The sequence below is a fragment of the Staphylococcus carnosus genome (genome assembly GCF_900458435.1).
Taxonomy (GTDB): domain Bacteria; phylum Bacillota; class Bacilli; order Staphylococcales; family Staphylococcaceae; genus Staphylococcus; species Staphylococcus carnosus.
In genome coordinates this window covers 926184-951160 of sequence record NZ_UHCT01000001.1, presented here as the reverse complement: position 1 = coordinate 951160, position 24977 = coordinate 926184, and the positions used below count along the sequence as shown (strand labels likewise).

Here is a 24977-nt window from a genome sequence, read left to right as displayed (position 1 = left end):
ACCTCTATTGGTATTATTCACATAAAAATAATTTTACCATAATCTACGAGAGGTAGAAAACAAAAATATGTGAAACCGTTAACTATTTAAAATATTGTAAGAATTTGTGCACAGTTTCTGTAACATGAGGGCTTCTTGCAATCGCTGAGATAACAGAAACACCATCTGCTGATGTTTTTGCAACTTCTTGCACATTATCTAATGAAATTCCGCCAATTGCTACAATCGGCAAATCTCCGACTTCTTTACGAAGTGTTTCAATCATTTTTGGACCTACTGGTTCACTTGCATCATCTTTAGAAGGTGTAGCGAAAATAGGACCAACACCAATATAGTCAACATATGTTAAATCAGAAGCATTTAATTCTTCTAAATTACCAATACTTAATCCAATAATTTTTCCTTCAAATCGATTATTAAAATCATCTACCGCTTCATCATCTTGACCGACATGTATACCATCTGCATCAATTTCTTCTGCTAATGCAACGTCATCATTCACAATGAAAGGAACATTGTAAGATTTACATAACGCTTGTAATTCTTTAGCAAGCGCTACTTTGTCTTGACCAGTTTTTGCACCATTTCCTTTTTCACGAAATTGATAAAGTGTGATTCCACCTTCTAAAGCTTCTTTCAAAACTTCTTGAATAGTTCTGCCTTCTGGTATATCTTGGGTCCCGCAAATAAAATAGACATTTAAATCTTTAGATTGAAACACTTATTTCACCTCTTCTAAGTTGCAATTTTCTGCAACTGCATCCGAATCAATACGGTAAAGCGCATCAATAAATTGTGTTAAAAATGTGCCCGGACCTTTACTATCACTTAATTGTTCAGCACGTTCAGCTGCAATATTATACACTGACACTGCTTCAATCAAAGTTTCAATTGAAGGATGCGTATTTCTAAATAAAAATGCACCTACAACTGCACCTAATAAACATCCTGCTCCTGTAATTTTAGCAAGAAAATGAGAACCATTACTTAATTTTACGACCTTGTTATCTTGGACAATAACATCTGTTTCCCCTGTTAATATAATAGCTGTTTGATATTCTTTATATGCTTTTTCTGCAATATCGACAACATCCAAATTATCAGCACTATCTGTCCCTTTCATAGTTGCTGTATCATCTATCAAAGCCAAAATTTCTGAAGCATTCCCTTTTATCACTGTTGGTTTAATTTTTTTCAAAAAGTATTTGCAAAAGTCTTTTCGATATTTTGAAGCACCTACAGCTACAGGATCAAATACTAGGGGTGTTTCGGTTTCGTTAGCTATCTTGGCATTTTCCAGCATCGCATGCTCATGGTGTTTTGTTAAAGTTCCAATGTTAATTAAGACACTGCCAGCTACAGGATAAAAGTCTTCAGCTTCTTGTGGTGCTTCACTCATAGTTGGACTGGCACCTAGGCTTAACAAGCCATTTGCTGTGAAATTTTTTACTACATCATTGGTATAACAAATGACTAACGGGTGTTCAGTTCTAATTTGGTCTAAAATTTTATTCATCGTCTAACCCTACTTTCTTCATATACGCAAAATGATTAACTGGGCCTCTTCCTTGGCCAATTTCAGGAGTATATTTAATGCTTAAAGCAATAAAGTCTTTTGCTTTTTTAACAGCTTCATAAATTGTTTTTCCTTTAGCTAATTCGGCAGTAATAACTGCTGAAAAAGTACAACCTGTTCCATGAGTGTGTTTTGTATCATAGCGTTCACTTTCAAATACCTCTAAGCCATCTTTTGTAAATAGATAATCTTTGGCAATATTTTTATCTTCAATATGACCGCCTTTTATGACTACACCTTTACTGCCTATTTCATTAATAAAGATATCACCTGCTTTTTTGATTGCTTCTTCAGTATCAAGTTTGAAACCTACAATTTCTTCAGCTTCTGGTAAATTCGGAGTGGCAACATCAGCAAGCGGCAATAATATTTCTTGCAATGCATGTTTTCCAGCATCATCCATTAATGAATCTCCACTTTTAGCAAGCATAACAGGATCTATCACATATGGAATATCTGGATATTTTTCTAAATAACTGCGAATCAATTCCATCATTTCTTTTGTTGCAATCATACCCGTTTTAATTGCTTGAGGTAATTCATCATCAAAAATACTATCTAATTGTTCTTTTAACCACGTAATATCTAAATTATGAATATGTTGCACCCCTTTTGTATTTTGGGCAACAATGCTTGTAATAGCTGCCATCCCATATACACCACAAGCATGAAATGATTTCAAATCTGCCATGACACCTGCACCGCCTGTAGGGTCTGTACCAGCAATTGTTAAAGCTATTTTAGGTTTGTTCATACTCTCTCTCCTCCAAATTGCCATTTTTCACTTGTATAAGCCATGTTGAAAAAGTTCAATTCGTGCACTGTACTTTGCAAGTAATTTTCTCGCACTTCATTTTTTTCAGTTTCAGACATATTTGCAGTTAATTGATTCATTAAATCATCTAATACTTCAATCAACGGATCCATTTCTGTGTTATAAAACTCAAACCACTTTGCTAAAATCGAGGATTTATTTAAATTCGGATCTTTCATTGCACGCTTTGCAATCATCGCATAAACATATGGACATGGTGCCATTGCAGCAATTGCATACGCTGCGTTTTCATGCGCATATACGTTGTAGTACATATGTTTAATATAATGGTCACCACTAGGCGGCCAAACCTTTTTTTGTACGATTTCATTATAGTTTTCACCAATATAATCAGCCATATATTCATGTGCTTCTACTTCACCATTTACTATAAATTGAATTTGATCAACTAAAAAACGCACACTTTCTAAATCTGGCATTATTGGTATTAATAATGCATAGATATTTGCAAACTCTCTTAAATAAGAAGCATCTGCACGTAAATACTGACGTAAGGCTTCTTTTTTAATGTCCCCTTTTAAAAGTTCTTGAATAAAATGATCTTGATAAATTTCATCAATAATCGGTTGTGCATCTCTCTCTAATGTTTCTGCAAAATTCATTCCTAAATCCTCCAATAAAAAAACTGCAAACCTTCATAGGATTGCAGTTTAATATTTAGAATATTTATTCTGAATATACTACTTTCCTACGTTGGTACGAACCAAATCAGGTTATAAGGGTCTAGTCAAACTATCTCAGCCAAAAGGCGCCCCTAGCAATTTTATAAAGTTTAGTTTTTAATACAATTTAAATGTATCAAACCCCTTTGTGTTATGCAATATTAAAGGGTTGAAAACAAAAAAGCCGAGACAAAAGTCTCGACTAAAGTTTAAATATTAATATGCCCAGTGTCCTGCACCGTTACCATTATCCCAAAGAGTAAGCGCTGCTTGGTCTTGAATATATTCTGGAGCACTAGCTGGGTTTACGCCTCTCCAACCTGCTGGAGCTACTGCATCCCAAGTAGATTGTAAGAATTGGTATTTACCTGCCGCACCTGAATCAGGGTTGATTGCATGGATATCTCCACGAGATTCACGGTATACAATTGCTTGTAATGCTGCTGGAATATTTCCATAGCTACCTGAATTTGATGCTGTATAAGATTGTCTAGGTGCAGTATAACTAGTTGATTGTGTGTTATAGCTGTAATTTGCATTATTGTATGATTGTGTTTGTTGTGTATTATAAGTTTGTGTTTGTTGTGCTACTGGAGCTGCTTGTTTTTGAACTGAAACTGCTTTAGAAGTTGATTGAACTGGTTGTTGAACAGTTCCAACTGCTGCGTAACTCCACTCCCAAAGGGTGTTGATTTAATTCTGCAGGATTATTTAATGCTGTTTCTACTAATTTAGCTTGTTCTGTTGTATTTAACTCAGCCGCATCCGCATTATGTGATGCCACTCCTGTTGCTAAAAATGCTGCTGCCGCTACTGATGATGTCACTAAAAGTTTCTTCATTTAATTAAAATCCTCCTATAAGGTAATTACATATATGATTTATTCGCTGTATTTATAATAGCATTTAGCACAATAACATAGGTTACAATAATATAAACGTTTTGTTTCATTCGTTACATATGTATTACAAAAAGCGGATTCCACTCTTAGAATAAGAACGGAGTCCGCTTTTTGGATGTAAATTATTAAGTTAAATTTACTTTTAAAAAGTAATCGGCTTACCACCAACCGTGAGATGCACGGAAAGCAGTTGCGTTTGAAAGTGAACCATAACGTGAGTTTGCATAATTGATCATACCTTTAGTTTGAGCTGAAACTGATCCAGTTCCCCAACCTTCTTTAGTTTGACCAAGGCCCATGTATCCATTTGGACTTACTGCGTTCGGGTTACCACCTGATTCTGGCATTACAATAGTATTCCACATATCTTCAGTCCCACCTGCAGCTAAGAATTGAGCTTTAGTTGAACCGCCAGTTGAAACTGATGCTGTGCTGTAACTACGTGCTGGAGCACTGTAACTTTGTTGTTGTACAGGAGCACTGTAGCTAGTTGTAGTTTGTGTAGTTTGAGTTGTAGTGCTGTATGTTTGAGTTTGTTGTGCTACTGGTGCAGCTTGTTGTGCTGGTGCTGCTTGAGTTGTTGTAGCTTGTGTTGGTTGAGCTGATGCATTAGAACCTGCTGCTGTGTAATTCCAGCTAAAGTGTTGACCGTCTGATTCAAAATGGAATTCATTTCCGTTATATACGAAATCAATATTATAAGCACCTGCTTGAACAGGGTGTTGGTTTAATTCTGATGGATTATTAAGCGCTGTTTCAGCTAATTGTTGTTGTGATTGGCTTACTTCTGCTGCGTGAGCGTTATGTGAAGCTGCTCCTGTTGCTAAGAATGCGGCAGTGGCTACTGATGATACTACTAATAATTTTTTCATTTAAAATAAATCCTCCTATAAGGTAAAAAGTTTATATGATTAATTTGCTGTATTCATAATAGCACCAAAAAAGTTATCATAGGTTACAACAATATAAATAGTATGTATCAAATTTTACATGAATATTACAAACAAAAAGCGGATTACCATCCATAGAATGATAATCCGCTCTCAAATTAATTGCTAATATTCAAATATAATAAGTCTCTAACTTATGCAGTTACCCATTGGCTTGGGCCAGCTGTGTCATATAATTTTTGAGCTGCTGCATCTTGTACTGCTTCAGGAGCTTCTGATGCTGGTTTACCTTGATATTCTGCAGGAGCTACTGAATCCCAAGTAGTTTGTAAGAATTGGTATTTACCTGCTGCACCTGATGATGAGTTAATCGCATGGATGTCGCCACCTGATTCACGTTGAGCAATTGCTTTTAAGTGATCGTTAACTTGTACGTTTGAACCAGAATCAGCTGATTGTTGAGCTGGTTGTTGAGTTTGTTGTTGAGCTGGTTGTTGAGCTGGTTGTTGAGTTTGTTCTTGTGCTGGTGCTTGTTGAGCTGCTGGTGCTTGTTCTTGAGTAGTTGATTGTGCTGGTGCTTGTTGAGCTGCTGGTGCTTGTTCTTGAGTAGTTGATTGTGCTGGTGCTTGTTGAGCTGAACTGTCTGCATTATAACTCCAACTCCAGTTAGTACCATCTGAGTTAAAGTTGAAGTTGTAACCTGAGTTGTCAAATGCAATATTATAAGCGCCTTCTTGAACAGGTGCATCGTTTAATTGTTGTGTATTATTTAAAGCTGTTTGAGCTAATTGATCTTGATTTACATTGTTATCTTCGGCTGCATGTGCGTTTGCGCCTACTCCTACTGCAAATAATGCTGCTGATGCTGATGAAGCTACTAATAATTTTTTCATTTCTGAAAATCCTCCTATAAGGTAATTGTTTTTTTCGCGTGATTAATATCATCAATTTGCAGTTATAACTATATCATCTGAAAAAGGGATGTAGGTTACAGCCAAATAAAAAAAACAGACTGTCTTTTACGCTTAAATTACGTTAATACATTTTACTTAGGTAGCTAACGGTCAGTTTATAGACTTTCATGACAACGTCTATAGCTAGAAACAAGTTTGCAACTATGTAACATTCATGTAATTATTCAGATAATTGAATTGTGTTTTAGTTTATTTTTACACCTTAATTTTAAGCAGAAATCCCAAAAATTTATCTATTTTCATAATTTCAAGACCCAAAAAAGACCCCACATAATTAATATGTAGAGTCTGGATGAGTATTTTCATATAAATTGAGAATTAGAATGAATGAAATAATGTGATTTTACATCTTTGATTGAGATAAGTTAAGAATAGCTATGAATTTGTGAATAATAATTTAGAGTTTATGCTTTAAGAATTTGGGATGATTCATTTAGATAGGAAATAATCTATTGATTTTGAGTTTGAGGTTCAGTTGAAACTGAAAGTAACTGATTTTCTTGTAAGGCAGGGCTACCGTCAAAGTCATCAGTTATAGTAGATTGATTTGAAGAGGAACTTTCATTAGAGTTTGGATTTGAAATAAATTTGATTGTTTCAACAACTAATTCAGTTATAAAATGTGTCTGTTTGTCTTTTTCATACTTATAAGAACGCATATGACCCGTAATCCCTACGAGTGAACCCTTCTTAGTATATTTAGCAATATTGATTGCTATCTTTCCATATGCTTTACAAAAGATATAATCAACTGCTTGTTGGGTTTGACCTTGATAATTATAATTTCTTTCTGTTGCTACACTAAAACTGGCAATTTCACTTCCCTCCTTTTCTGTTAATTGAGGGTTACGCGTTAATCGTCCTACAATTACGATCTTATTTAACAATTTTTCACCTCCTATGTATATATCATATTCACTTCATTATTTTTAGTCAAAGTTCAAAAATGAATTTATAGATGCACTTTTCTAGTCATTTTTTACATATCAACTGAATTTTTTTCGGTTTTTGAGCTATACTAGTATTAGTATTTTAATATTTTGCAGAATTTCAAAAAGATTGGAGTGACTTCCTATTGAAAACATTTAAAGCAGTCAGATTCCAAATTGTCACTAAAAATGGCGGGGTTATAGAATACGAGCTATATGATGGTGTGATTATTAATAAAGAACAAAGTGGTACTGGTTGGTTATTAGAAATCGTTATTTCCAGCAATCATTACGACATAATGAAAGAATATATGGACGATGAAGCTTTACTTGATATTCGTGTAGTCATCACTCGACCATCTAATGATCCTGCACTATTTGATGCCACGATTAAAAACATTTCATTATATGGAAATGAAAATGAAAACATGTCTGTTATTTTTGATTGCCATGTCTATACGCTCAGACAAGTCTATGCTGAAAATTTATTAGCTCAACTTGTAGATGAAGGCATTGAAGGTGAAGAATTAAAAAAATCATTTAATAGAATGATGCAATCTAAACCGCGACTTAAAGATGAGCGACGAGAAGAATAAAAAAACGCGTTATACTTTATCATGTTTCCATGAAAGTATAACGCATTTTTTTATACATCTTGTATTGCAAAAGTAAGTTCACAACTGCATGCAAGTTGTCCGTCAACTGTAGCTTTAGCTGTACCTTTACCAATTGGTCCACGCATTTTAGTGATCTCAACTTCTAAAGTTAATGTATCCCCTGGCGTTACTTGTCTTTTAAATCGACATTTATCGATTCCTGCAAATAAAGCAATTTTACCTTTGTTTTGTTCGCTATTTAACAATGCAACTGCTCCAGTTTGTGCCAATGCTTCAGTAATTAATACACCCGGCATTACCGCATAGTCAGGAAAATGACCTTGGAAAAACGGCTCGTTTCCTGAAACTTGTTTAATTGCAACACAACGTTGTCCTTCTTCATATTCAACAACTCTATCAATTAATAAAAATGGTTGTCTATGTGGGATAATCTCTTTAATTTGATTGTAGTCAAAAACTGTTTCCATTACTCTTAACCTCCAAAAAGCTGTTTGAAATGTCGCCATGTCTGGTAATCAAAAAACGATAAAGGATTCTCATGATTAAGCAGATAACCGATAATGATTCCAACAAGGAACATCAATATTATCAATATAACGATAATTATTATACCAAATCCTATTGGAAGATGTCTCATTTTTCTATATACAGACTTAATCATCTAGAATCTCCTATTCACTTACACGTTCGATATCTGCACCGAGTGATTTTAATTTACCATTGAAGTTCACATAACCTCTATCTAAGTGTTTCAATTCAGAAACTTCTGTTGTACCTTCAGCCACTAATCCAGCTAAAATCAATGCGGCACCTGCACGTAAATCTGTAGCCTTTACCTGTGCACCTTGCAATTTACTTTTTCCAGTAATTTTAGCATTTCTGCCTTCAACAGTAATTTGAGCGTTCATACGTTTAAATTCACCTACATGCATGAAACGATTTTCAAATACTGTTTCAGTTATAACTTTATGGCCTTCTGCAGTTAATAATAAAGCCATAATTTGAGACTGCATATCTGTTGGGAAGCCAGGATGAGGTAATGTCTTAACATCAACTGCCTTTAATTCGCCTTCTGCTGAAACGCGAATACCATCTTCTTGATAATCTAAATTTACACCCATTTCTTCTAATTTATATAGAAGACTTGTCATATGTTCTTTAATTGCACCTCGAACAAAAACATCACCACGTGTAATAGCACCTGCAATGATAAGTGTTCCCGCTTCAATACGGTCAGGAATAATTGCGTGCTCAACACCATGCAGCTCTTTAACACCATATATTGTAATAGTATCTGTACCTGCTCCAGATACATTACCGCCCATTTCATTAATGTAATTTGCAAGATCAACAATTTCAGGTTCACGTGCTACATTTTCAAGTACTGTTTTCCCCTCAGCTAAAGAAGCTGCCATAATAATATTTTGGGTAGCACCTACACTTGGGAAATCTAAATGAATTTCTGTTCCTTTTAAACCATTTTCTGTTTCTGCAAAAATAAAACCATTTTCTAAATGAATTTCTGCACCAAGTGCTTCAAAACCTTTGATATGTTGTTCGATAGGTCTGCTGCCAATTGCACAACCGCCTGGTAACGCTACTTTCGCGTGACCAAGTCTTGCTAATAATGGACCCATTACCAAAATGCTTGCACGCATTTTACTTACATATTCATAAGGTGCTTCAAAATTAAGTTTCTTTGTAGCATCTACTGTAACGCTATTATTTTCTTTATTGTACGTAATATCTGCATTTAATGTTGATAATACATTGTTAATCGTTTCTACATCACTTAATTCTGGAACATTATGTAATGTACTAACTCCCTTTGAAGCTAGCAATGATGCAGTTAGTACTGGTAATACTGCATTTTTTGCTCCTTCGACTTGAACTTCTCCTTCAAGACGATTTCCACCATTTATTACAATTCTATCTCTAGTCATTATTACTCCTCCACTTTTTAACTCCTCTGAACATCTTCAATTCAGACAATCCTTCACTTCTACTATAACTTTATTATATATGGAATTACTATTGAATTACACTTAATCGCTTACTTCCCTAAGTATTTCAATTGAGTTGAGAATTGAAGCAAATCTATTATAAAGTTGCTGACGCCTGTGCCTATTAATATAGCAACGAAAATAATTAAGACTTGTACCTGCACAGGATATCCTTTTTTAAAAAATTGTTCTAATCTCAAAGCATTGAGTGCCCAAAAAGCTACACATATACAAACAACATGTAATATTAAGTGTGCAATTGCAAATTGACCTAAATAATCCATAATTTATGCCTTCTCCTCAAATGTTTACTGACTAACATTGTACATTATATTGACTAAAAATCATACAATCTTGAATATAATAACAAAAAAGCTTCAATTATTTTACAAACGGAATTTTTGATAAAGCGAAAAAAATAGGATATATCTCATTTTGAGATATATCCTATAATTAATGGTGCATTATTTTAGTAAATCCGAAACTTTGAGACGGTTTTCAGCACGCTCTAAAGCTCGTTTTGCTCTGTTAATGTCAGTATCTTCGTCATTGTTATTCAAATGTGATTCTGCTCGTTCTTTAGCCGATTCAGCACGTCTGACATCAATATCTTCAGCTTTTTCTGCTGTTTGTACAATTATTGACGTTTTTTCTTGTCTGATTTCTACGAATCCATCACTTACAGCGATGTAATCAATTCCATCTGTATAATGTACTTTAACATAACCAGTATGAATTGCTGTCACAGTCGGAATATGACCATACATAACACCCATGTCACCGCCAACTGTTTGTAAAACAGTAATTTCAACATTATCTTGGTTATAAACAGAACCATTAGGAGTAACAATATTAACGTTCATTGTGTTCATTAAACTTTACCTCCTAATATTTAAACTTCAACACCCATGTCTTTAGCTTTCTCTAATACATCATCCATGCTGCCGACTAAACGGAATGCATCTTCAGGAATATGATCATATTTACCTTCTAAGATATCTTTGAAGTCTTCAACTGTACGTTTTACAGAAACATAAGAACCTTTTTGACCAGTAAATTGTTCTGCTACGTGGAAGTTTTGAGATAAGAAGAATTGAATACGTCTTGCGCGTTCAACTGTACTCTTATCTTCATCAGACAATTCGTCCATACCTAAGATAGCGATAATGTCTTGTAATTCTCTGTATTTTTGTAATGTAGCTTGCACACGACGAGCAACATCATAGTGTTCTTGACCAACAATTGATGGTTCAAGTGCTCTTGAAGTAGATGCTAATGGATCCACAGCTGGATAAATACCCATTTCTGTTAATTTACGTTCCAAGTTAGTTGTTGCATCTAAGTGAGCAAATGCTGTAGCTGGCGCAGGGTCAGTATAGTCATCGGCAGGTACGAATACTGCTTGGATAGACGTGATAGAACCTTTCATTGTTGATGTGATACGTTCTTGTAATTGACCCATTTCAGTAGCAAGTGTTGGTTGGTAACCAACGGCTGATGGCATACGACCAAGCAATGCAGATACTTCTGAACCTGCTTGTGTAAAACGGAAGATATTATCGATGAATAAAAGAACATCTTGTCCTTTAACATCACGGAAATATTCAGCCATTGTTAAACCTGATAAAGCTACACGCATACGTGCACCAGGCGGCTCGTTCATTTGTCCGAATACCATTGCTGTTTTTTTGATTACGCCACTATCGCTCATTTCAAAGTACAAGTCATTACCTTCACGTGTACGTTCCCCAACACCAGCAAATACTGAAATACCGCCGTGTTCTTGAGCGATGTTGTTAATTAATTCTTGGATTAATACAGTTTTACCAACACCGGCACCACCGAATAGTCCAACTTTACCACCTTTAATATATGGTGCTAATAAGTCAACAACTTTAATACCAGTTTCTAAAATTTCAACTTTAGTTGATAATTCATCAAATGGTGGTGGTTGTCTATGAATTGGTTCACGTGGTACTGATTCAGGAATTGGACCTGCATTATCAATAGGATCACCCAATACATTAAATACTCTTCCTAATGTGTCATCTCCGACAGGAACACTGATTGGACGACCTGTATCCTTAACATCGTCACCACGTTTGATTCCGTCAGTTGAGTCCATAGCGATTGTTCTAACAACATCATCGCCTAATTCAAGTGCTACTTCTAATGTAAGAGATTCAGTAGTGCCATCTTTTTTAGGTACATCTAGCACTAATGCGTTATTAATCTTAGGAAGTTCGTCATGATTAAATCTTACATCGATTACTGGACCCATGATTTGTGTTACGCGGCCTACACCCATTCTTTTTTTCCTCCTTTAAATACTATTCAAGAGCAGTTGCGCCACCGACAATCTCAGTAATTTGTTGAGTGATTGCAGCTTGACGTGCTCGGTTATATTGTAATGATAAATCGTCAATAAGGTCGCTCGCATTGTCAGAAGCATTTTTCATAGCAGTCATACGCATTGCATGTTCACTTGCTTTAGCATTTAAAATCGTGCCATAAATTAAGCCTTCTACATATTGCGGCAAAATAATATTCAAGATTGATTCTTTATCAGGTTCAAATTCATATGAAGACATTTGTCCAAGACCTGAACTTGCATCTTCTTTACTTAATGGTAATACTCTTTTAGCAGTCGGTTTGCTTTCAAGAACGTTGATGAATTTATTATAGTAAATATTCAATTCATCAATATCGCCGTTTTCATATAAATCAATTGCTTTCTTTGTAACAGGTTCGATTGATTTGAATGTTGGCTGATCTGGTACATCAGGCAATGCGTATTCAACTTCAATACTTCTATTTTTGAAGAAGTCTATCCCTACTTTACCAAGAACTAACAATTTATAATCACTAGGATTTTCGCCGCGTTCTTGAATATCTTGTAATACTTTACGTAAGATATTTGCGTTATATGCACCTGCTAATCCACGGTCACTTGAGATAACTAAGTAACCACGTTTTTTTACTGGTCGTTCTACAAGCATCGGATGATTAGATGTCGTTTGACCTGCTACAGCAGTAATTGCATTTTGCAATTTATCCATATAAGGTTTGAACTGATTTGAATTACGTTGAGCTTTGTTCAATTTAGAACTCGCTACCATGTTCATTGCCTTAGTGATTTGATTCATTTTCTTCGTCGATTTGATTCTTGAATCAATATCCTTTAGAGATCCCATTATTTCACCACCTTATTTAATACTTCGCTTCTTTATTACTCAGATACACTGAAACTGCGTTTGAAGTTTTCAATAGCGCTGTTCATTGCTTCTTTATCTGGTAAAGTACCTTTGTCTTTGATTTGGTCTAATAAGTCTGATGCATTATTTTTAGCCCAGTTGAATAATTCATTTTCAAAACGGATTACATCTTCAACAGGAATATCATCTAAGAAACCATTAACTAATGCATAGATAATTAATACTTCATTTTGAACAGGTAGTGGTGCGCCTTGAGGTTGTTTCAAGACTTCAACCGTACGTTTACCACGTTCTAATTTTCTAGCTGTGAATTCATCTAAATCAGAACCGAATTGAGCAAATGATTCTAATTCACGGTAAGAAGCTAAGTCTAAACGTAATGTACCTGCAACTTTTTTCATCGCTTTAATTTGAGCTGAACCACCAACACGTGATACAGAGAAACCTGCGTTAATCGCTGGACGAACGCCAGAGAAGAACAAGTCAGATTCTAAGAAAATTTGTCCGTCAGTGATTGAAATAACGTTAGTTGGTACATAAGCTGAAATGTCACCAGCTTGTGTTTCAATAATAGGCAATGCAGTAATTGAACCACCGCCTAGGCTATCGTTTAGTTTTGCAGCACGTTCTAATAATCTACTATGTAGATAGAAAACGTCACCTGGGTAAGCTTCACGACCTGGTGGTCTGCGAAGTAATAATGAAAGTTCACGGTAAGCAGCAGCTTGTTTAGTTAAATCATCATAAACGATTAAAACTTGTTTACCGTTGAACATAAATTCTTCACCCATTGTTACACCTGAGTATGGTGCAATATACAATAATGGAGCTGGGTCAGCTGCTGATGCTGTAACTACGATTGTGTAATCTAAAGCACCGCTTTGTCTTAATTTTTCAACAGTTGCACGAACTGTAGATTCTTTTTGTCCAATAGCTACATAGATACAAATCATATCTTGATCTGCTTGGTTCAAGATTGTATCAATAGCAATTGTAGTTTTACCTGTTTGACGGTCACCGATGATTAACTCACGTTGACCACGGCCGATTGGAACTAAAGCATCGATTGCTTTAATACCAGTTTGTAATGGTTCATCTACTGATTGTCTCGCCATAACACCAGTTGCTTTTTCTTCAACTGGGCGTGTTTTATCAGTTTTGATTGGACCTTGTCCATCTAATGGTTGACCTAATGGGTTAACCACACGTCCGATAAGTTCTTCACCTACAGGTACTTCCATGATACGTCCTGTACGTTTAACTTCATCGCCCTCTTTAATATCTGTATATGGTCCTAAAATAACGATACCAACGTTTGATTCTTCTAGGTTTTGAGCTAATCCAAGAACACCATTGTGGAACTCTACTAACTCACCAGCCATAACGTCGTTTAATCCGTGAACTAATGCAATACCATCACCAATCTGAATTACAGTACCGACATCAGTAACAGACATCTCTGACTCATAATTTTCGATTTGTGAGCGAAGTAATGCACTAATTTCTTCAGCTTTTATGGCCATCTATGTCACTCCTCTTTAATAAATTATTTCGTTCTGATAAATTTTCTTTCGATTTGAGCAAGATCATTTTGAATGCTTCCATCAAAGACTTTTGTACCCACTTTAGCTCTTATACCGCCAATAAGTGATTTATTAATTACATTTGTAATGATTAATTTTGACAACCCTGTACGTTGTATCAAAGCTTCACCGACTTTATCTAACTCATCTTGAGATAGTTCGTGAACTGATTCAACAGTTGCAAAGTCTTGATTGTAATACTGATTATATAGACCTTCAAATGCTTTGAATACTTCTGGCAAAATAGATAAATGACGGTTTTCAGCCATTACAAACAACATATTTTTCAAGTATTCATTAATACCTTTAAATGCTGATTCTACTAAGCTATTACGATCTTCAGCAATATTTTTAGGGTCTGAATCAAAAGCTTTCAATTTGTCTTGATTAGGAATTACTGCTTCATCAACTGCAGCAAATTCATCGTACATTAAATCTAAAACATCTTTGTCGAGTGACGTTTCATACAGCGCTTGGGCATATTTTTTAGCAATAATTGCCATTATTTATCCCCTACCTCTTTAATGTACTTGTCGATCAATTCTTTTTGATCTTTCTCTGAAATGTCTTTTTGTAAAATTTTAGACGCAATCAGAACTGACAACTTAGAAACTTCATCATTGATTTCAGAGATTGCACGTTCTTTTTGGCTGTTGATTTCACTTTGCGCAGTTTCAATCATGCCATTTGCGCGTTGGTTAGCTTCATGGATGATTTGTTCGTGTTGATCACGTGCTTGCACTTTTGCTTCTTCTAAGATTTTTTGAACCTCGTTTTGAGTTTCTCTTAGAGTTTGTCTGTTTTCTTCTTCAAGTTTTTGAGCATTTATTTTAGCTTGTTCTGCATCATCGATATCTTTATTGATATCTTGTTCACGTTTATCCATTACTTGTTTTAATGGACCCCATGCGAACTTTTTAAGCAATGCTAATAGGATTAAGAAAGTAATTAATGTTACTAATACTGAACCCCATTCAACACCGCCGCCTGCAGCACCAAGAACTAAATTATTTGTAGTCGCAGTCACAGTACTTGGACACTCCTTTCATTCAAAGTCCTCTATTGGCATATAGTGTTAATCTATTACGAAAGAAATGGCGAAAGCCGATTGTTGACTTCGCCGCTTGCCTCGATTGTATTTATTACTGGAATAAAACAATGAATGAAATTACAAGACCAAGGATAGGTAATGCCTCAACCAAACCGATACCGATGAACATGATTGACATTAATTGTCCACGTGCTTCTGGTTGACGTGCTACACCTTCAACTGTTCTAGATACAATAAGACCGTTACCAATACCTGCACCAAGTGCTGATAAACCAATTGCGATTGCCGCTGCGATTAAATTCATATCAAAAAATCCTCCTAAATGTGTTTAAAATATTTAATAAAAACTAGTGATCGTCCGCAATTTTATGGGACATGTATACCATGGATAACATGATAAAGATATACGCTTGGATAGTACCGATGAAAATTGAGAATGCCTGCCAAGCTATCAAGCCAGGTACTCCAATAATCCAACCCCAAGCTGCATGACCGATTATCAAGGATGATAATAAGCCGATTAAAATCTCACCTGCGTAAATGTTACCATACAAACGTAAGCCGAGTGTCAATGTATTTGTAAATTCTTCAAATATATTAACAGGTGTTAATGCAAGGAATGGTTGACCATAATTTTTGAAGTAGTTTTTAGTTCCACGCATTTTAATACCATAGTAATGTGTTAAAAGAATTACCATAGTTGCTAAAGTTAAGGTAACAGTAGCATCAGCAGTTGGAGATTTCCACCACAATGTATGATCAATTACAATTGCAAAAGGTAATCCGAGCATATTTCCGACAAATATGAACAAAATCAATGTAACAGTCAAGAAATGGAATTGTCCTCCTTTTTTCCAAGCTAAGTTACTCTCGATAATGCCTCTTACAAAGTCAAAGACCCACTCGATAAAGTTTTGTTTGCCGGTTGGACGTTTCTGCAAGTTACGTGTACAAGCTATAGCTATCACTAAAACAATAAGCGAAGTAATGATTACCATTAAAATACTTGCTAAGTTGAACTTAATATCCAAACCGAACAAATCCCAAGTAACTACAGGGCTTTTATGTTGCATATAATACTCACCTCTTTCATCCATTGATTTGTATTACATTTTGTGAAGAAATGGTCGCAAGACGATTAAAATATATGAAATCATCAAACCAATCATTACACCAATAATATTCACTTGGTTTTTAAAGAAAAGCCAGGTGCAGCAGGCAAGAAATGCAACGAGATACCGCCAAAAACCGCCTGTTGATACCTGAGACGTCTCCTCTTTCTGCGCCTTAGATAAATATAATTCAAAGATGTATGTATTGATCAAAGAACCAAATGAACCGATTATAAGGCCATAAATGAAAGGTTTTGGTATTATTAATGCAATAATCACCAATACTGACAACCAATAAATGTAATATTGAAGATACTTCTTGAAAATTATGTTGAATTGCTTCATTTATTGTGCCTCATTTCACATGGAAATACGAATCATCTGAAAACCATTTCATCCATACATTTTTAATGATAATATAGCACTCTTGCTCGTGTCAATTACATTCAAAATAAGCTATTCTTACGTTTAACAATTGTCACATTTTAGACACAAAATTCGAGATTTATTCAAAATTGTCTTTATTTTCTCCAAAATCATACGGTTTTTCACAAGTTAGCCCAAAATAGTACTTTATATTGTCACAAATACGTTCGGCTGCATGTCCATCACCATATGGATTTTCAGTTTCGCTCATTGTTTGATAAATAGCTTCATTTGTTAGTAATTCATTTGCTGCTTGATAGATACTTTCTTCATTTGTACCTACTAATTTAAGTGTACCCGCTTCTACGCCTTCTGGTCGTTCTGTTGTATCTCTTAAAACAAGTACCGGTTTCCCAAGTGATGGCGCCTCTTCTTGTATTCCCCCTGAATCTGTCAAAATCAAATAAGATTGATGCGCAAAATTATGAAAATCAATCACTTCAAGCGGTTCTATTAATTCAATACGTTCATGATTATCTAAATATTTTTCGGCAATCTCTCTTACTTTAGGATTCTTATGCATCGGATATACCGCTACAACATCATCATGCTGTTCTACGATTTTTCTTACTGCTTTAAAAATATGTTCCATCGGTTCACCGATATTTTCTCGTCGATGCGCTGTCAGCAATATGATTCGTTTATCTTGATGTTTGCTAATAATCTCAGACTGATAATCACTTTGAATCGTAGTAGTCATGGCATCAATAGCAGTATTTCCTGTGACAACGATTGAATCAGCAGGATGATTTTCTTTTAATAAATTTTCTGCTGCTTGGTTTGTCGGTGCAAAATGAATATCTGCAAGATCACTTACCATTTGTCTATTCATTTCTTCAGGATATGGTGAATACTTATCCCATGTCCGCAACCCAGCTTCTACATGACCAATTGCAACTTGGTTATAAAATGCAGCTAGAGCACTTGCAAATGTTGTCATGGTATCTCCATGAACCAATATCATATCCGGTTTTTCCTCTTTAATAACCGCTTCCAGCCCTTTCAATACTCTCGATGTAATGTCAGAAAGTGTTTGTCCTGCTTGCATCACATTCAAATCATAATCAGGATGAATATCAAATGTTTCTAAAACAGAATCAAGCATTTCACGGTGTTGAGCAGTTACTGTTACAACAGCTTCTAAAGATGGTTCTTTTTTCAGTTGGTCAACAAGAGGGGCCATTTTAATTGCTTCTGGCCTTGTTCCGAATACAGTCATTATTTTCTTCATAAAAATTCTCCTTAAATACAAAAGAAAGTATGCATGGCTACTTAACATTTAAATGAGACCTTTTTAAATGGCACAATGCTAATCACCTGCATACTCTGTTACGTATTCAATATTTTATAAACAAAAGACACTAGTTACACCGTTATTGATGTTATAAACGGAAGCGTCTTGCTGTGTCCAATTATTTTGTTCCGAATAAACGGTCGCCAGCATCGCCTAATCCTGGTGTAATATAAGCTTTATCATTCAACTTTTCATCAAGCGCTGCAATAAAGATATCTACATCTGGATGTGCCTCTTGTAATTTTTCAACACCTTCGAGTGCAGCAATTAAACACATGAAACGAATGTTTTTAGCACCACGGTTTTTCAATGAATTAATTGCTTCAATTGCAGAAGCACCCGTAGCTAACATTGGATCCACAACTACAATTTCACGTTCTTCAATATCTTGTGGTAATTTCACAAAATATTCAACCGCTTCTAAAGTTTCTGGATCACGATACAAACCAACATGACCTACACGAGCTGCTGGAATCAAGCTTAAAATACCTTGAGTCATACCTAAACCAGCTCTTAAAATAGGTACGAAAGCCAGTTTTTTACCTGACAATCTTTTTGCTGTTGTTTTTGTTACTGGTGTTTCAATTTCAACATCTTGAAGTTCCAAATCTCTTGTTACTTCATAAGCCATCAACATGCCTACTTCATCAACAAGTTCTCTGAATTCTTTAGTGCCTGTGTTAGCATCACGGATATAGCTCATTTTATGTTGAATGAGTGGATGATCAAATACATGTACTTTACCCATAACGGTGTTGCCTCCTAGTTAATCTTATTTATATAATGGATGTTTTGAAGTCAATGCTGCTACACGATCACTCGCTTCTTTCAACTTAGCTTCATCTTTAGGATTTTGAACAACCAAGCTAATGATTTTAGCTACTTCTTCAAAATCTGCTTCTTCGAATCCGCGTGTTGTAGCTGCAGGTGTACCTAAACGTAAACCGCTAGTTACAAATGGTTTTTCTTGGTCGAATGGAATTGTGTTTTTATTACAAGTAATACCCACTTCATCTAATGCTTCTTCCGCTTCTTTACCTGTAATACCAAATGAACCTTTTACGTCAACTGCAACTAAGTGGTTATCAGTACCGCCTGATACAACTCTGAAACCTTCTTCAATCAATGTATCAGCTAATGCTTTTGCATTTTTGACAACTTGTTCTTGATAATCTTTGAAATCAGGATTTAAAGCTTCACCGAACGCTACTGCTTTTGCAGCAATAACATGCTCTAAAGGTCCACCTTGAATACCTGGGAAGATTGTTTTATCAATTTGTTTTGCATATTCTTCTTTAGTAAGAATCATACCACCACGTGGCCCTCTTAAAGTTTTATGCGTTGTTGTTGTAACAAAATCAGCATAATCTACAGGATTTTGATGTAAGCCTGCAGCTACAAGACCAGCAATATGTGCCATATCTACCATTAATTTAGCACCGACTTCATCAGCAATTTCTTTAAATTTCTTAAAGTCGATTTCACGAGGGTAAGCAGATGCGCCTGCAACAATTAACTTTGGTTTGTTTTCTTTTGCAAGGCGACGTACTTCTTCATAGTCGATACGTTCTGTTTCTTTATCTACTCCATATTCAACAAAGTTATAAAACTTACCGCTGAAATTAACTGGAGAACCATGAGTTAAATGACCACCATGGCTCAAATTCATACCTAATACAGTATCTCCATGATCTAACGCTACTAAATAAACTGCCATATTTGCTTGTGAACCTGAATGCGGTTGAACATTTACATGTTCTGCACCGAATAATTCTTTAGCACGTTCAATTGCTAATGTTTCAGTAATATCTACATATTGGCAGCCACCGTAGTAACGACGACCTGGATATCCTTCAGCGTACTTATTCGTTAATACCGAACCTTGTGCCTCCATAACTGCTTCAGATACAAAGTTTTCAGATGCGATTAATTCAATGTTGTTGTTCTGGCGGTTGTATTCATTTTGAATAGCTTCAAATACTGCTTTGTCTTCCTTTTCGATAAATGACATGACATCATTCCCCCAATTCGATTAGTTATAAAGTATAATGAGCACGTTCGCCGCCAATCAATTTCGGTCTGGAAGAAGCAATCGTGACAATTGCATCCCCTACTGTTTTTACTGAAGTACGAATTGGTATAGCAACGTGTTTAATATGCATACCAATCATAGTTTGTCCAATATCAATTCCGCATGCAGCTGTAATTTCTTCAACTACCATCGGATTTTTCATATGCCGATAAGCATAAGTAGACATACTGCCTCCAGCATGTACAGCAGGTACAACTGTTACCTCTTCCATTGTAAGTGGATTGAAATGTTCGCGTTCGATCGTAATTGCCCTATTAATGTGCTCACATCCTTGGAATGCGAAAATAACGCCTGTCTCATTACTTACTTTCATTAAAGCGTCAAAGATTTGCTGTGCAACATCAATTGAACCTACAGAACCGATTCTTTCCCCGATCACTTCAGATGTAGAGCAGCCGATTACACAAATTTCACCAGCTTTAAAGAAATCTTGTTCTTTCAATTCATCTAGCAATAACTCCAAATTTTCCATTTAATTCCACCCCTTTGTTTTTTGATGACATTGAAATAAGTTCCTAAAAAAATCAACTTTTCTTACTAACTTATTTCTAATATAAGCAAACGATGCTTTATGGGAATATTATAACGCATTTGTACCTTAACTTATACTAATTATTCATAGAAACTCGATACGATGTTTCAATTCTGTGATTAAATAATACAATTCCTTATACACATTTTGGTAATCTGAATAATTACCGCCGATAGGATCTGAAACTTCGCCGTCTTGTTCAGCATATTCATATAACGTATAAATAGGTAATGTTTCCGGATACATCATTTCAAGTTGCTGCTTATGACTTGTTGTCATTGTCAAAATTAAATCTGCATCAGTATCTGTATCACGCCATTGTTGTGCCAATGTTGGAGCATCAAAATTTTCTTGTTCTAAAATTTCTTCTGTATAGATAGAAGTTGCTTGTCCATCCATTGCAAATAAACCGCGTGATTCAATTGTATGTTCAGGCAAAAGTTTTTTTGCAATACTTTCTGCCATTGGACTGCGGCATGTATTGCCTGTACAGACAAAAATTATTTTCATAACTGTTCTGCTCCTACTATTTGATTTCCAGTTGCTTTTTCTAAACGATTAAGAAATGCATTGCTTTCATCCGTTTTATCAAATTTGAATATATAACCTTGTTCGATATTTGTATCTGTATCTAATTCATGCAGTATTTGATACAAATTATGATTGGCATTTTTTAAATCTGTTTCATCTACACTTAATTCTCGGTATACAGCATTTTCAGGAATATATTTTCTTAACGTAGCCGGTACAGCAAACAAAGTACTTTCCCAATTATTCTGAGATGTAATTGCTGTATTTAAATTTGTCAGCATCGCTACTGGTGTATCCGGAGAATAGTGTTTATATTTCATACCAGGTGCAATTGGTTTGTCTGTATTTAACACAGAGTCAGTATCTATACTTCCAGGAATCACTTGTTCAATCATTTCAGCTGTAATGGCACCCGGACGTGCTATTCTGAATGGGTACTGCGTACAATCCAACACTGTACTTTCCAAACCCTCTTCACTTTGGTCGCCATTGACAATACCTGCTACTTTGCCATTCAAATCATGATTAACATGTTCAAATGTTGTTGGTGATGGGCGCCCGCTTAAATTTGCGCTTGGTGCTGCAATCGGCAATCGTACTGCCTTCAAAATAGCACGTCCAACCGGATGACTCGGCATTCTGACAGCAATAGACGATAAACCGCCCGACACTCTTTTGCATAAAAATCCTTCTTTTAGTGGCAAAATAAATGAAATAGGTCCTGGCCAAAACACATCCATCAATTGTTGAGCTTTTTCAGGAATCTCAGTAATAAAATCATCCATTTGCGCTTCATCATAAATATGTACAATTAATGGATTATCTGACGGACGGCCTTTTGCTTCATAGATTTTTTTAACAGTTGCATCATCTTTAGCATTAGCACCTAATCCATAGACTGTTTCTGTCGGGATTGCGACTAACTCGCCTTCACGATATACTTCAGCAATTTCTTCTATTGCTGCTTTTGCATTCGGTGAATCAACCTCTCCGCGTAAATCCCATATTTTTGTCTGCATCATATGACACGTCCTTTCATCATTATTTTAAAGCAAAAGAAAAAGTTATGCGAGAATCAGGAATTTAATAACATTCCCAACTCTCCATAACTTTTTATACAGATTTCCATTGAAATGATACGATACGATCATTACCGTTGATATCTGCAATTACCTCAACCTCAATATGAGGATATTTTTCTTCTATCATTCTTTTCAATGTCGGCCCTTGTTCAAAACCGATTTCAAATACTACGATTGCCCCGTTCTGCATTACGAATGGGAGCTGTTCAATGATAGCAGCATAAATCGCTAAGCCATGATTTTCCGCAAACAATGCTTGATGCGGTTCATAATCTAAAACTGTTTCTGTCATTTCTGAAGCATCTGCAAAATCAATATAAGGCGGATTTGAAATCAGTCCATCTAAACGAATATTGTTTTCAACTAACGGCTCTAAAGCATTGCCTTTTAAAAAAGTAATTTCTGTATGGTGTGCATCTGCATTTTGTTGAGCTATTTGTAAAGGTCCATCGTACAAATCTGTGGCATATACTTTCAAATCAGGACGTAATTGTTTCAACATCACAGCTATAATACCGCTTCCTGTTCCGATATCTGCTACAACATCACCTTGTTGACAACGTTCTATAAAATGCATCAATACTTCTTCTGTTTCAGGGCGCGGAATCAAACAACGATAATCTACAGTGAATTTCTCGCCTAAAAAAGTTTGAAATCCTGTAATGTATTGAATCGGTTCGCCTGAAAGCATACGGTCCACAGCATCATTAAAACGTTTCAACTCATCATCTGAAACCTTTTCTTCTCTTTTCATGACATAATCTGTAAATGACCAGTCGAATAAATCCATCAGCAGCCATTCTGCACGTTTAGGCTCAAAGCCCTTGGCAACTGCTTCTTCTGAAGCTTTCCGCACAGCTTCCCTATAGGTCAACGTTATTCAATTCTTTCAATTTCTCAGTTTGTTCAGACATTGTTAAAGCATCAATGATTTCATCTAATTTACCTTCAACAATTTGATCAAGCTTTTGAATTGTTAAACCGATACGGTGATCTGTTACACGGTTTTGAGGATAGTTATACGTACGAATACGTTCTGAACGATCTCCAGTACCTACTGCAGATTTACGTTCTGAATCATATTTTTCTTGTTCTTCTTGCAATTTCATATCATAAACACGTGCTTTTAATACTTTTAAAGCTTTTTCACGGTTTTGAATTTGAGATTTTTCAGAAGAAGTCGCAATAATACCAGTCGGCAAGTGGGTAATACGTACAGCTGAGTCAGTTGTATTGACGTGCTGTCCACCGGCACCACTTGAACGATATGTTTCGATTTTTAAATCTGCATCTTTAATATCCACTTCTACGTCTTCTGCTTCAGGCAATACAGCAACTGTTGCTGTAGAAGTATGAATACGGCCGCCAGATTCAGTTTCTGGCACACGTTGCACACGGTGAGCTCCGTTTTCATATTTCAATTTAGAATAAGCACCTTGTCCATTAATTGTGAAACTGATCTCTTTAAATCCGCCATGGTCGCTATCGTTCATTTCAATCACTTCTGTTTTATAACCAAGTCCTTCACTGAAACGTGTGTACATACGATATAAATCTCCAGCAAAGATAGCAGCTTCGTCACCGCCGGCAGCCGCTCTGATTTCAACCACAACGTTTTTGTCATCATTAGGGTCTTTAGGGATAAGCAGCATTTTCAACTCTTCCTCTAAACCTGGCAATGTATCTTTGAGTTCATTCATGTCAGCTTTCAACATATCTACTTCTTCTTTATCTGATGTTTCAGACAGCATTTCTACGATTTCATCAATATCTTCTTTGTTTTGTTTATATTGACGATAAACATCTACAGTCTTTTGTAAATCAGATTGTTCTTTAGAATATTCACGAAGTTTATTCGAATCACTCACTACATCTGGATCACTTAGTAATTCATTTAATTGTTCATAACGTTCTTCAACAATATCTAACTGGTCAAACATCACAATTCCTCCTTCTCAGATTCACTCGGCGCTACAATATGGTGCGCTCGGCATCTTGGTTCATAACTCTCATCTGCTCCAACCATAATAACAGGGTCATCAGCTTTTGCAGGTCTGCCATTAATAAGACGCTGTGTTCTGCTGGCCGGTGCACCGCATACAGCACAAACTGCTTGGAGCTTTGTAACAAGTTCACTCACTGCCAAAAGTTGCGGCATAGGTTCAAAAGGTCTGCCTTTAAAATCCATGTCTAGTCCTGCAACAATGACACGGTGGCCTTGTTCTGCTAAATCTTGAGCAATTTCTACGATTTTATTTTCAAAAAATTGAACTTCATCAATTCCAATAACATCTACTTGAGTTAAGTCATGTTCTAGAATCTCTTCAGCTTTTTGGATATTGATTGCTTCAATTGCATTGCCATTATGAGATACCACTTTTTCTTTATGGTAACGATCGTCTATTGTAGGTTTGAATACTACCACTTTTTGTTTCGCAAAAATGCCCCGCTTTAATCTGCGAATCAGTTCTTCAGATTTTCCGCTGAACATACTGCCTGTGATACATTCAATCCATCCGGAATGATAAGTTTCGTACATTATGCTTTTCCTTCCTTTTCAAATCAAAATCATCTCATTATATCATATTTTTAATTTTGATAGCGTACCTAATTTCAACTTAAATGAGACAAAATAAAAAAACTCCCGCCAAAGCGGGAGTTTCGAAATTCTA

Annotated in this window: 32 protein-coding genes and 1 riboswitch; of the genes, 1 reads left to right on the top strand and 31 read right to left on the bottom strand. The window is 35.7% G+C overall.

Going from position 1 to position 24977, the window contains the following annotated elements:
- Nucleotides 1-82: 82 nt before the first annotated feature.
- From thiE to DYE31_RS04355, 9 genes are all read right to left on the bottom strand, one after another.
- A complete protein-coding gene (thiE, locus tag DYE31_RS04390; protein WP_015900838.1) occupies nucleotides 83-721 on the bottom strand; it encodes a thiamine phosphate synthase in 639 nt (212 codons plus the stop codon).
- Nucleotides 722-1516 carry a hydroxyethylthiazole kinase gene (gene thiM, locus DYE31_RS04385; RefSeq protein WP_015900839.1) on the bottom strand — a complete coding sequence of 265 codons (795 nt, stop codon included), beginning with the start codon at nucleotides 1514-1516 and terminating at the stop codon, nucleotides 722-724.
- On the bottom strand, nucleotides 1509-2330 hold the full coding sequence (thiD, locus tag DYE31_RS04380; RefSeq protein WP_015900840.1) for a bifunctional hydroxymethylpyrimidine kinase/phosphomethylpyrimidine kinase: 822 nt from the start codon (nucleotides 2328-2330) through the stop codon (nucleotides 1509-1511). Before thiD ends, thiM begins: the two co-directional genes overlap by 8 nt.
- Complete coding sequence (gene tenA / locus DYE31_RS04375; protein WP_015900841.1) at nucleotides 2327-3013, bottom strand: thiaminase II; 687 nt, start codon at nucleotides 3011-3013, stop codon at nucleotides 2327-2329. Before tenA ends, thiD begins: the two co-directional genes overlap by 4 nt.
- Before the next feature lie 66 nt (nucleotides 3014-3079).
- Nucleotides 3080-3177: riboswitch (TPP riboswitch) on the bottom strand.
- Nucleotides 3178-3289: 112 nt separating this feature from the next.
- Nucleotides 3290-3466, bottom strand: a complete 177-nt coding sequence (locus tag DYE31_RS12890; protein WP_231635413.1) for a transglycosylase family protein — start codon at nucleotides 3464-3466, stop codon at nucleotides 3290-3292.
- 229 nt (nucleotides 3467-3695) lie between these two features.
- A complete protein-coding gene (locus DYE31_RS12885; RefSeq protein WP_015900843.1) occupies nucleotides 3696-3914 on the bottom strand; it encodes a hypothetical protein in 219 nt (72 codons plus the stop codon).
- A gap of 218 nt (nucleotides 3915-4132) precedes the next feature.
- Complete coding sequence (locus DYE31_RS04365) at nucleotides 4133-4846, bottom strand: aggregation-promoting factor C-terminal-like domain-containing protein (protein WP_015900844.1); 714 nt, start codon at nucleotides 4844-4846, stop codon at nucleotides 4133-4135.
- 212 nt (nucleotides 4847-5058) lie between these two features.
- Entirely contained in the window at nucleotides 5059-5757 is a 699-nt protein-coding gene (locus DYE31_RS04360) for a transglycosylase family protein (RefSeq protein WP_015900845.1), read from the bottom strand.
- A gap of 530 nt (nucleotides 5758-6287) precedes the next feature.
- The gene (locus tag DYE31_RS04355) at nucleotides 6288-6725 is read right to left on the bottom strand and encodes a single-stranded DNA-binding protein (RefSeq protein WP_015900846.1); all 438 of its coding nucleotides are present in this window, start codon (nucleotides 6723-6725) and stop codon (nucleotides 6288-6290) included.
- A 188-nt stretch (nucleotides 6726-6913) separates the two neighbouring features.
- On the opposite strand from DYE31_RS04355, the gene DYE31_RS04350 reads away from it, so the two are divergent.
- Nucleotides 6914-7363, top strand: a complete 450-nt coding sequence (locus DYE31_RS04350; RefSeq protein ID WP_015900847.1) for a YwpF family protein — start codon at nucleotides 6914-6916, stop codon at nucleotides 7361-7363.
- A gap of 50 nt (nucleotides 7364-7413) precedes the next feature.
- On the opposite strand, the gene fabZ is transcribed toward DYE31_RS04350, so the two are convergent.
- The 22 genes from fabZ to DYE31_RS04240 all read right to left on the bottom strand — a co-directional run bounded on the left by fabZ (nucleotide 7414) and on the right by DYE31_RS04240 (nucleotide 24844).
- Nucleotides 7414-7851: a 3-hydroxyacyl-ACP dehydratase FabZ gene (fabZ, locus tag DYE31_RS04345; RefSeq protein WP_015900848.1), complete on the bottom strand. Its 438-nt coding sequence runs from the start codon at nucleotides 7849-7851 to the stop codon at nucleotides 7414-7416.
- 5 nt (nucleotides 7852-7856) lie between these two features.
- Complete coding sequence (locus DYE31_RS13030; RefSeq protein WP_366515868.1) at nucleotides 7857-8021, bottom strand: DNA-directed RNA polymerase subunit beta; 165 nt, start codon at nucleotides 8019-8021, stop codon at nucleotides 7857-7859.
- Between the two features lie 34 nt (nucleotides 8022-8055).
- Nucleotides 8056-9327, bottom strand: coding sequence for a UDP-N-acetylglucosamine 1-carboxyvinyltransferase (gene murA / locus DYE31_RS04335; RefSeq protein ID WP_015900849.1), 1272 nt, complete (start codon nucleotides 9325-9327; stop codon nucleotides 8056-8058).
- Between the two features lie 110 nt (nucleotides 9328-9437).
- Nucleotides 9438-9671, bottom strand: a complete 234-nt coding sequence (locus DYE31_RS04330) for a DUF1146 family protein (protein ID WP_015900850.1) — start codon at nucleotides 9669-9671, stop codon at nucleotides 9438-9440.
- Between the two features lie 180 nt (nucleotides 9672-9851).
- Nucleotides 9852-10259: a F0F1 ATP synthase subunit epsilon gene (locus tag DYE31_RS04325; protein WP_015900851.1), complete on the bottom strand. Its 408-nt coding sequence runs from the start codon at nucleotides 10257-10259 to the stop codon at nucleotides 9852-9854.
- Between the two features lie 20 nt (nucleotides 10260-10279).
- The gene (atpD, locus tag DYE31_RS04320; RefSeq protein ID WP_015900852.1) at nucleotides 10280-11695 is read right to left on the bottom strand and encodes a F0F1 ATP synthase subunit beta; all 1416 of its coding nucleotides are present in this window, start codon (nucleotides 11693-11695) and stop codon (nucleotides 10280-10282) included.
- 22 nt (nucleotides 11696-11717) lie between these two features.
- On the bottom strand, nucleotides 11718-12581 hold the full coding sequence (gene atpG, locus DYE31_RS04315) for an ATP synthase F1 subunit gamma (protein ID WP_015900853.1): 864 nt from the start codon (nucleotides 12579-12581) through the stop codon (nucleotides 11718-11720).
- A gap of 35 nt (nucleotides 12582-12616) precedes the next feature.
- Nucleotides 12617-14125, bottom strand: coding sequence for a F0F1 ATP synthase subunit alpha (gene atpA / locus DYE31_RS04310; protein ID WP_053464692.1), 1509 nt, complete (start codon nucleotides 14123-14125; stop codon nucleotides 12617-12619).
- Nucleotides 14126-14148: 23 nt separating this feature from the next.
- Nucleotides 14149-14688, bottom strand: coding sequence for a F0F1 ATP synthase subunit delta (locus DYE31_RS04305; protein WP_015900856.1), 540 nt, complete (start codon nucleotides 14686-14688; stop codon nucleotides 14149-14151).
- Nucleotides 14688-15212 (bottom strand): F0F1 ATP synthase subunit B, encoded by a 525-nt coding sequence (locus tag DYE31_RS04300; RefSeq protein ID WP_015900857.1) that lies wholly within the window; start codon nucleotides 15210-15212, stop codon nucleotides 14688-14690. The genes DYE31_RS04305 and DYE31_RS04300 overlap by 1 nt, the downstream gene beginning before the upstream one ends.
- Before the next feature lie 115 nt (nucleotides 15213-15327).
- Complete coding sequence (gene atpE, locus DYE31_RS04295) at nucleotides 15328-15540, bottom strand: F0F1 ATP synthase subunit C (protein ID WP_015900858.1); 213 nt, start codon at nucleotides 15538-15540, stop codon at nucleotides 15328-15330.
- Between the two features lie 43 nt (nucleotides 15541-15583).
- Nucleotides 15584-16309 (bottom strand): F0F1 ATP synthase subunit A, encoded by a 726-nt coding sequence (gene atpB / locus DYE31_RS04290; protein ID WP_015900859.1) that lies wholly within the window; start codon nucleotides 16307-16309, stop codon nucleotides 15584-15586.
- Nucleotides 16310-16342: 33 nt separating this feature from the next.
- The gene (locus DYE31_RS04285) at nucleotides 16343-16693 is read right to left on the bottom strand and encodes an ATP synthase subunit I (protein ID WP_041613001.1); all 351 of its coding nucleotides are present in this window, start codon (nucleotides 16691-16693) and stop codon (nucleotides 16343-16345) included.
- 160 nt (nucleotides 16694-16853) lie between these two features.
- Nucleotides 16854-18005, bottom strand: coding sequence for a non-hydrolyzing UDP-N-acetylglucosamine 2-epimerase (gene wecB / locus DYE31_RS04280; RefSeq protein WP_015900860.1), 1152 nt, complete (start codon nucleotides 18003-18005; stop codon nucleotides 16854-16856).
- A 181-nt stretch (nucleotides 18006-18186) separates the two neighbouring features.
- Nucleotides 18187-18816 carry a uracil phosphoribosyltransferase gene (gene upp / locus DYE31_RS04275; RefSeq protein WP_015900861.1) on the bottom strand — a complete coding sequence of 210 codons (630 nt, stop codon included), beginning with the start codon at nucleotides 18814-18816 and terminating at the stop codon, nucleotides 18187-18189.
- Between the two features lie 24 nt (nucleotides 18817-18840).
- Nucleotides 18841-20079 carry a serine hydroxymethyltransferase gene (gene glyA / locus DYE31_RS04270; protein ID WP_015900862.1) on the bottom strand — a complete coding sequence of 413 codons (1239 nt, stop codon included), beginning with the start codon at nucleotides 20077-20079 and terminating at the stop codon, nucleotides 18841-18843.
- Nucleotides 20080-20104: 25 nt separating this feature from the next.
- The gene (locus tag DYE31_RS04265) at nucleotides 20105-20632 is read right to left on the bottom strand and encodes a TIGR01440 family protein (protein WP_015900863.1); all 528 of its coding nucleotides are present in this window, start codon (nucleotides 20630-20632) and stop codon (nucleotides 20105-20107) included.
- 144 nt (nucleotides 20633-20776) lie between these two features.
- Nucleotides 20777-21202 (bottom strand): low molecular weight protein arginine phosphatase, encoded by a 426-nt coding sequence (locus DYE31_RS04260; protein WP_015900864.1) that lies wholly within the window; start codon nucleotides 21200-21202, stop codon nucleotides 20777-20779.
- Nucleotides 21199-22242, bottom strand: a complete 1044-nt coding sequence (locus DYE31_RS04255; RefSeq protein WP_041613126.1) for an L-threonylcarbamoyladenylate synthase — start codon at nucleotides 22240-22242, stop codon at nucleotides 21199-21201. The genes DYE31_RS04260 and DYE31_RS04255 overlap by 4 nt, the downstream gene beginning before the upstream one ends.
- Before the next feature lie 94 nt (nucleotides 22243-22336).
- Nucleotides 22337-23179, bottom strand: a complete 843-nt coding sequence (gene prmC / locus DYE31_RS04250) for a peptide chain release factor N(5)-glutamine methyltransferase (RefSeq protein WP_041613002.1) — start codon at nucleotides 23177-23179, stop codon at nucleotides 22337-22339.
- Nucleotides 23169-24245, bottom strand: coding sequence for a peptide chain release factor 1 (gene prfA, locus DYE31_RS04245; protein ID WP_053464695.1), 1077 nt, complete (start codon nucleotides 24243-24245; stop codon nucleotides 23169-23171). Before prfA ends, prmC begins: the two co-directional genes overlap by 11 nt.
- On the bottom strand, nucleotides 24245-24844 hold the full coding sequence (locus tag DYE31_RS04240) for a thymidine kinase (RefSeq protein WP_015900868.1): 600 nt from the start codon (nucleotides 24842-24844) through the stop codon (nucleotides 24245-24247). Before DYE31_RS04240 ends, prfA begins: the two co-directional genes overlap by 1 nt.
- Between the last annotated feature and the right edge of the window lie 133 nt (nucleotides 24845-24977).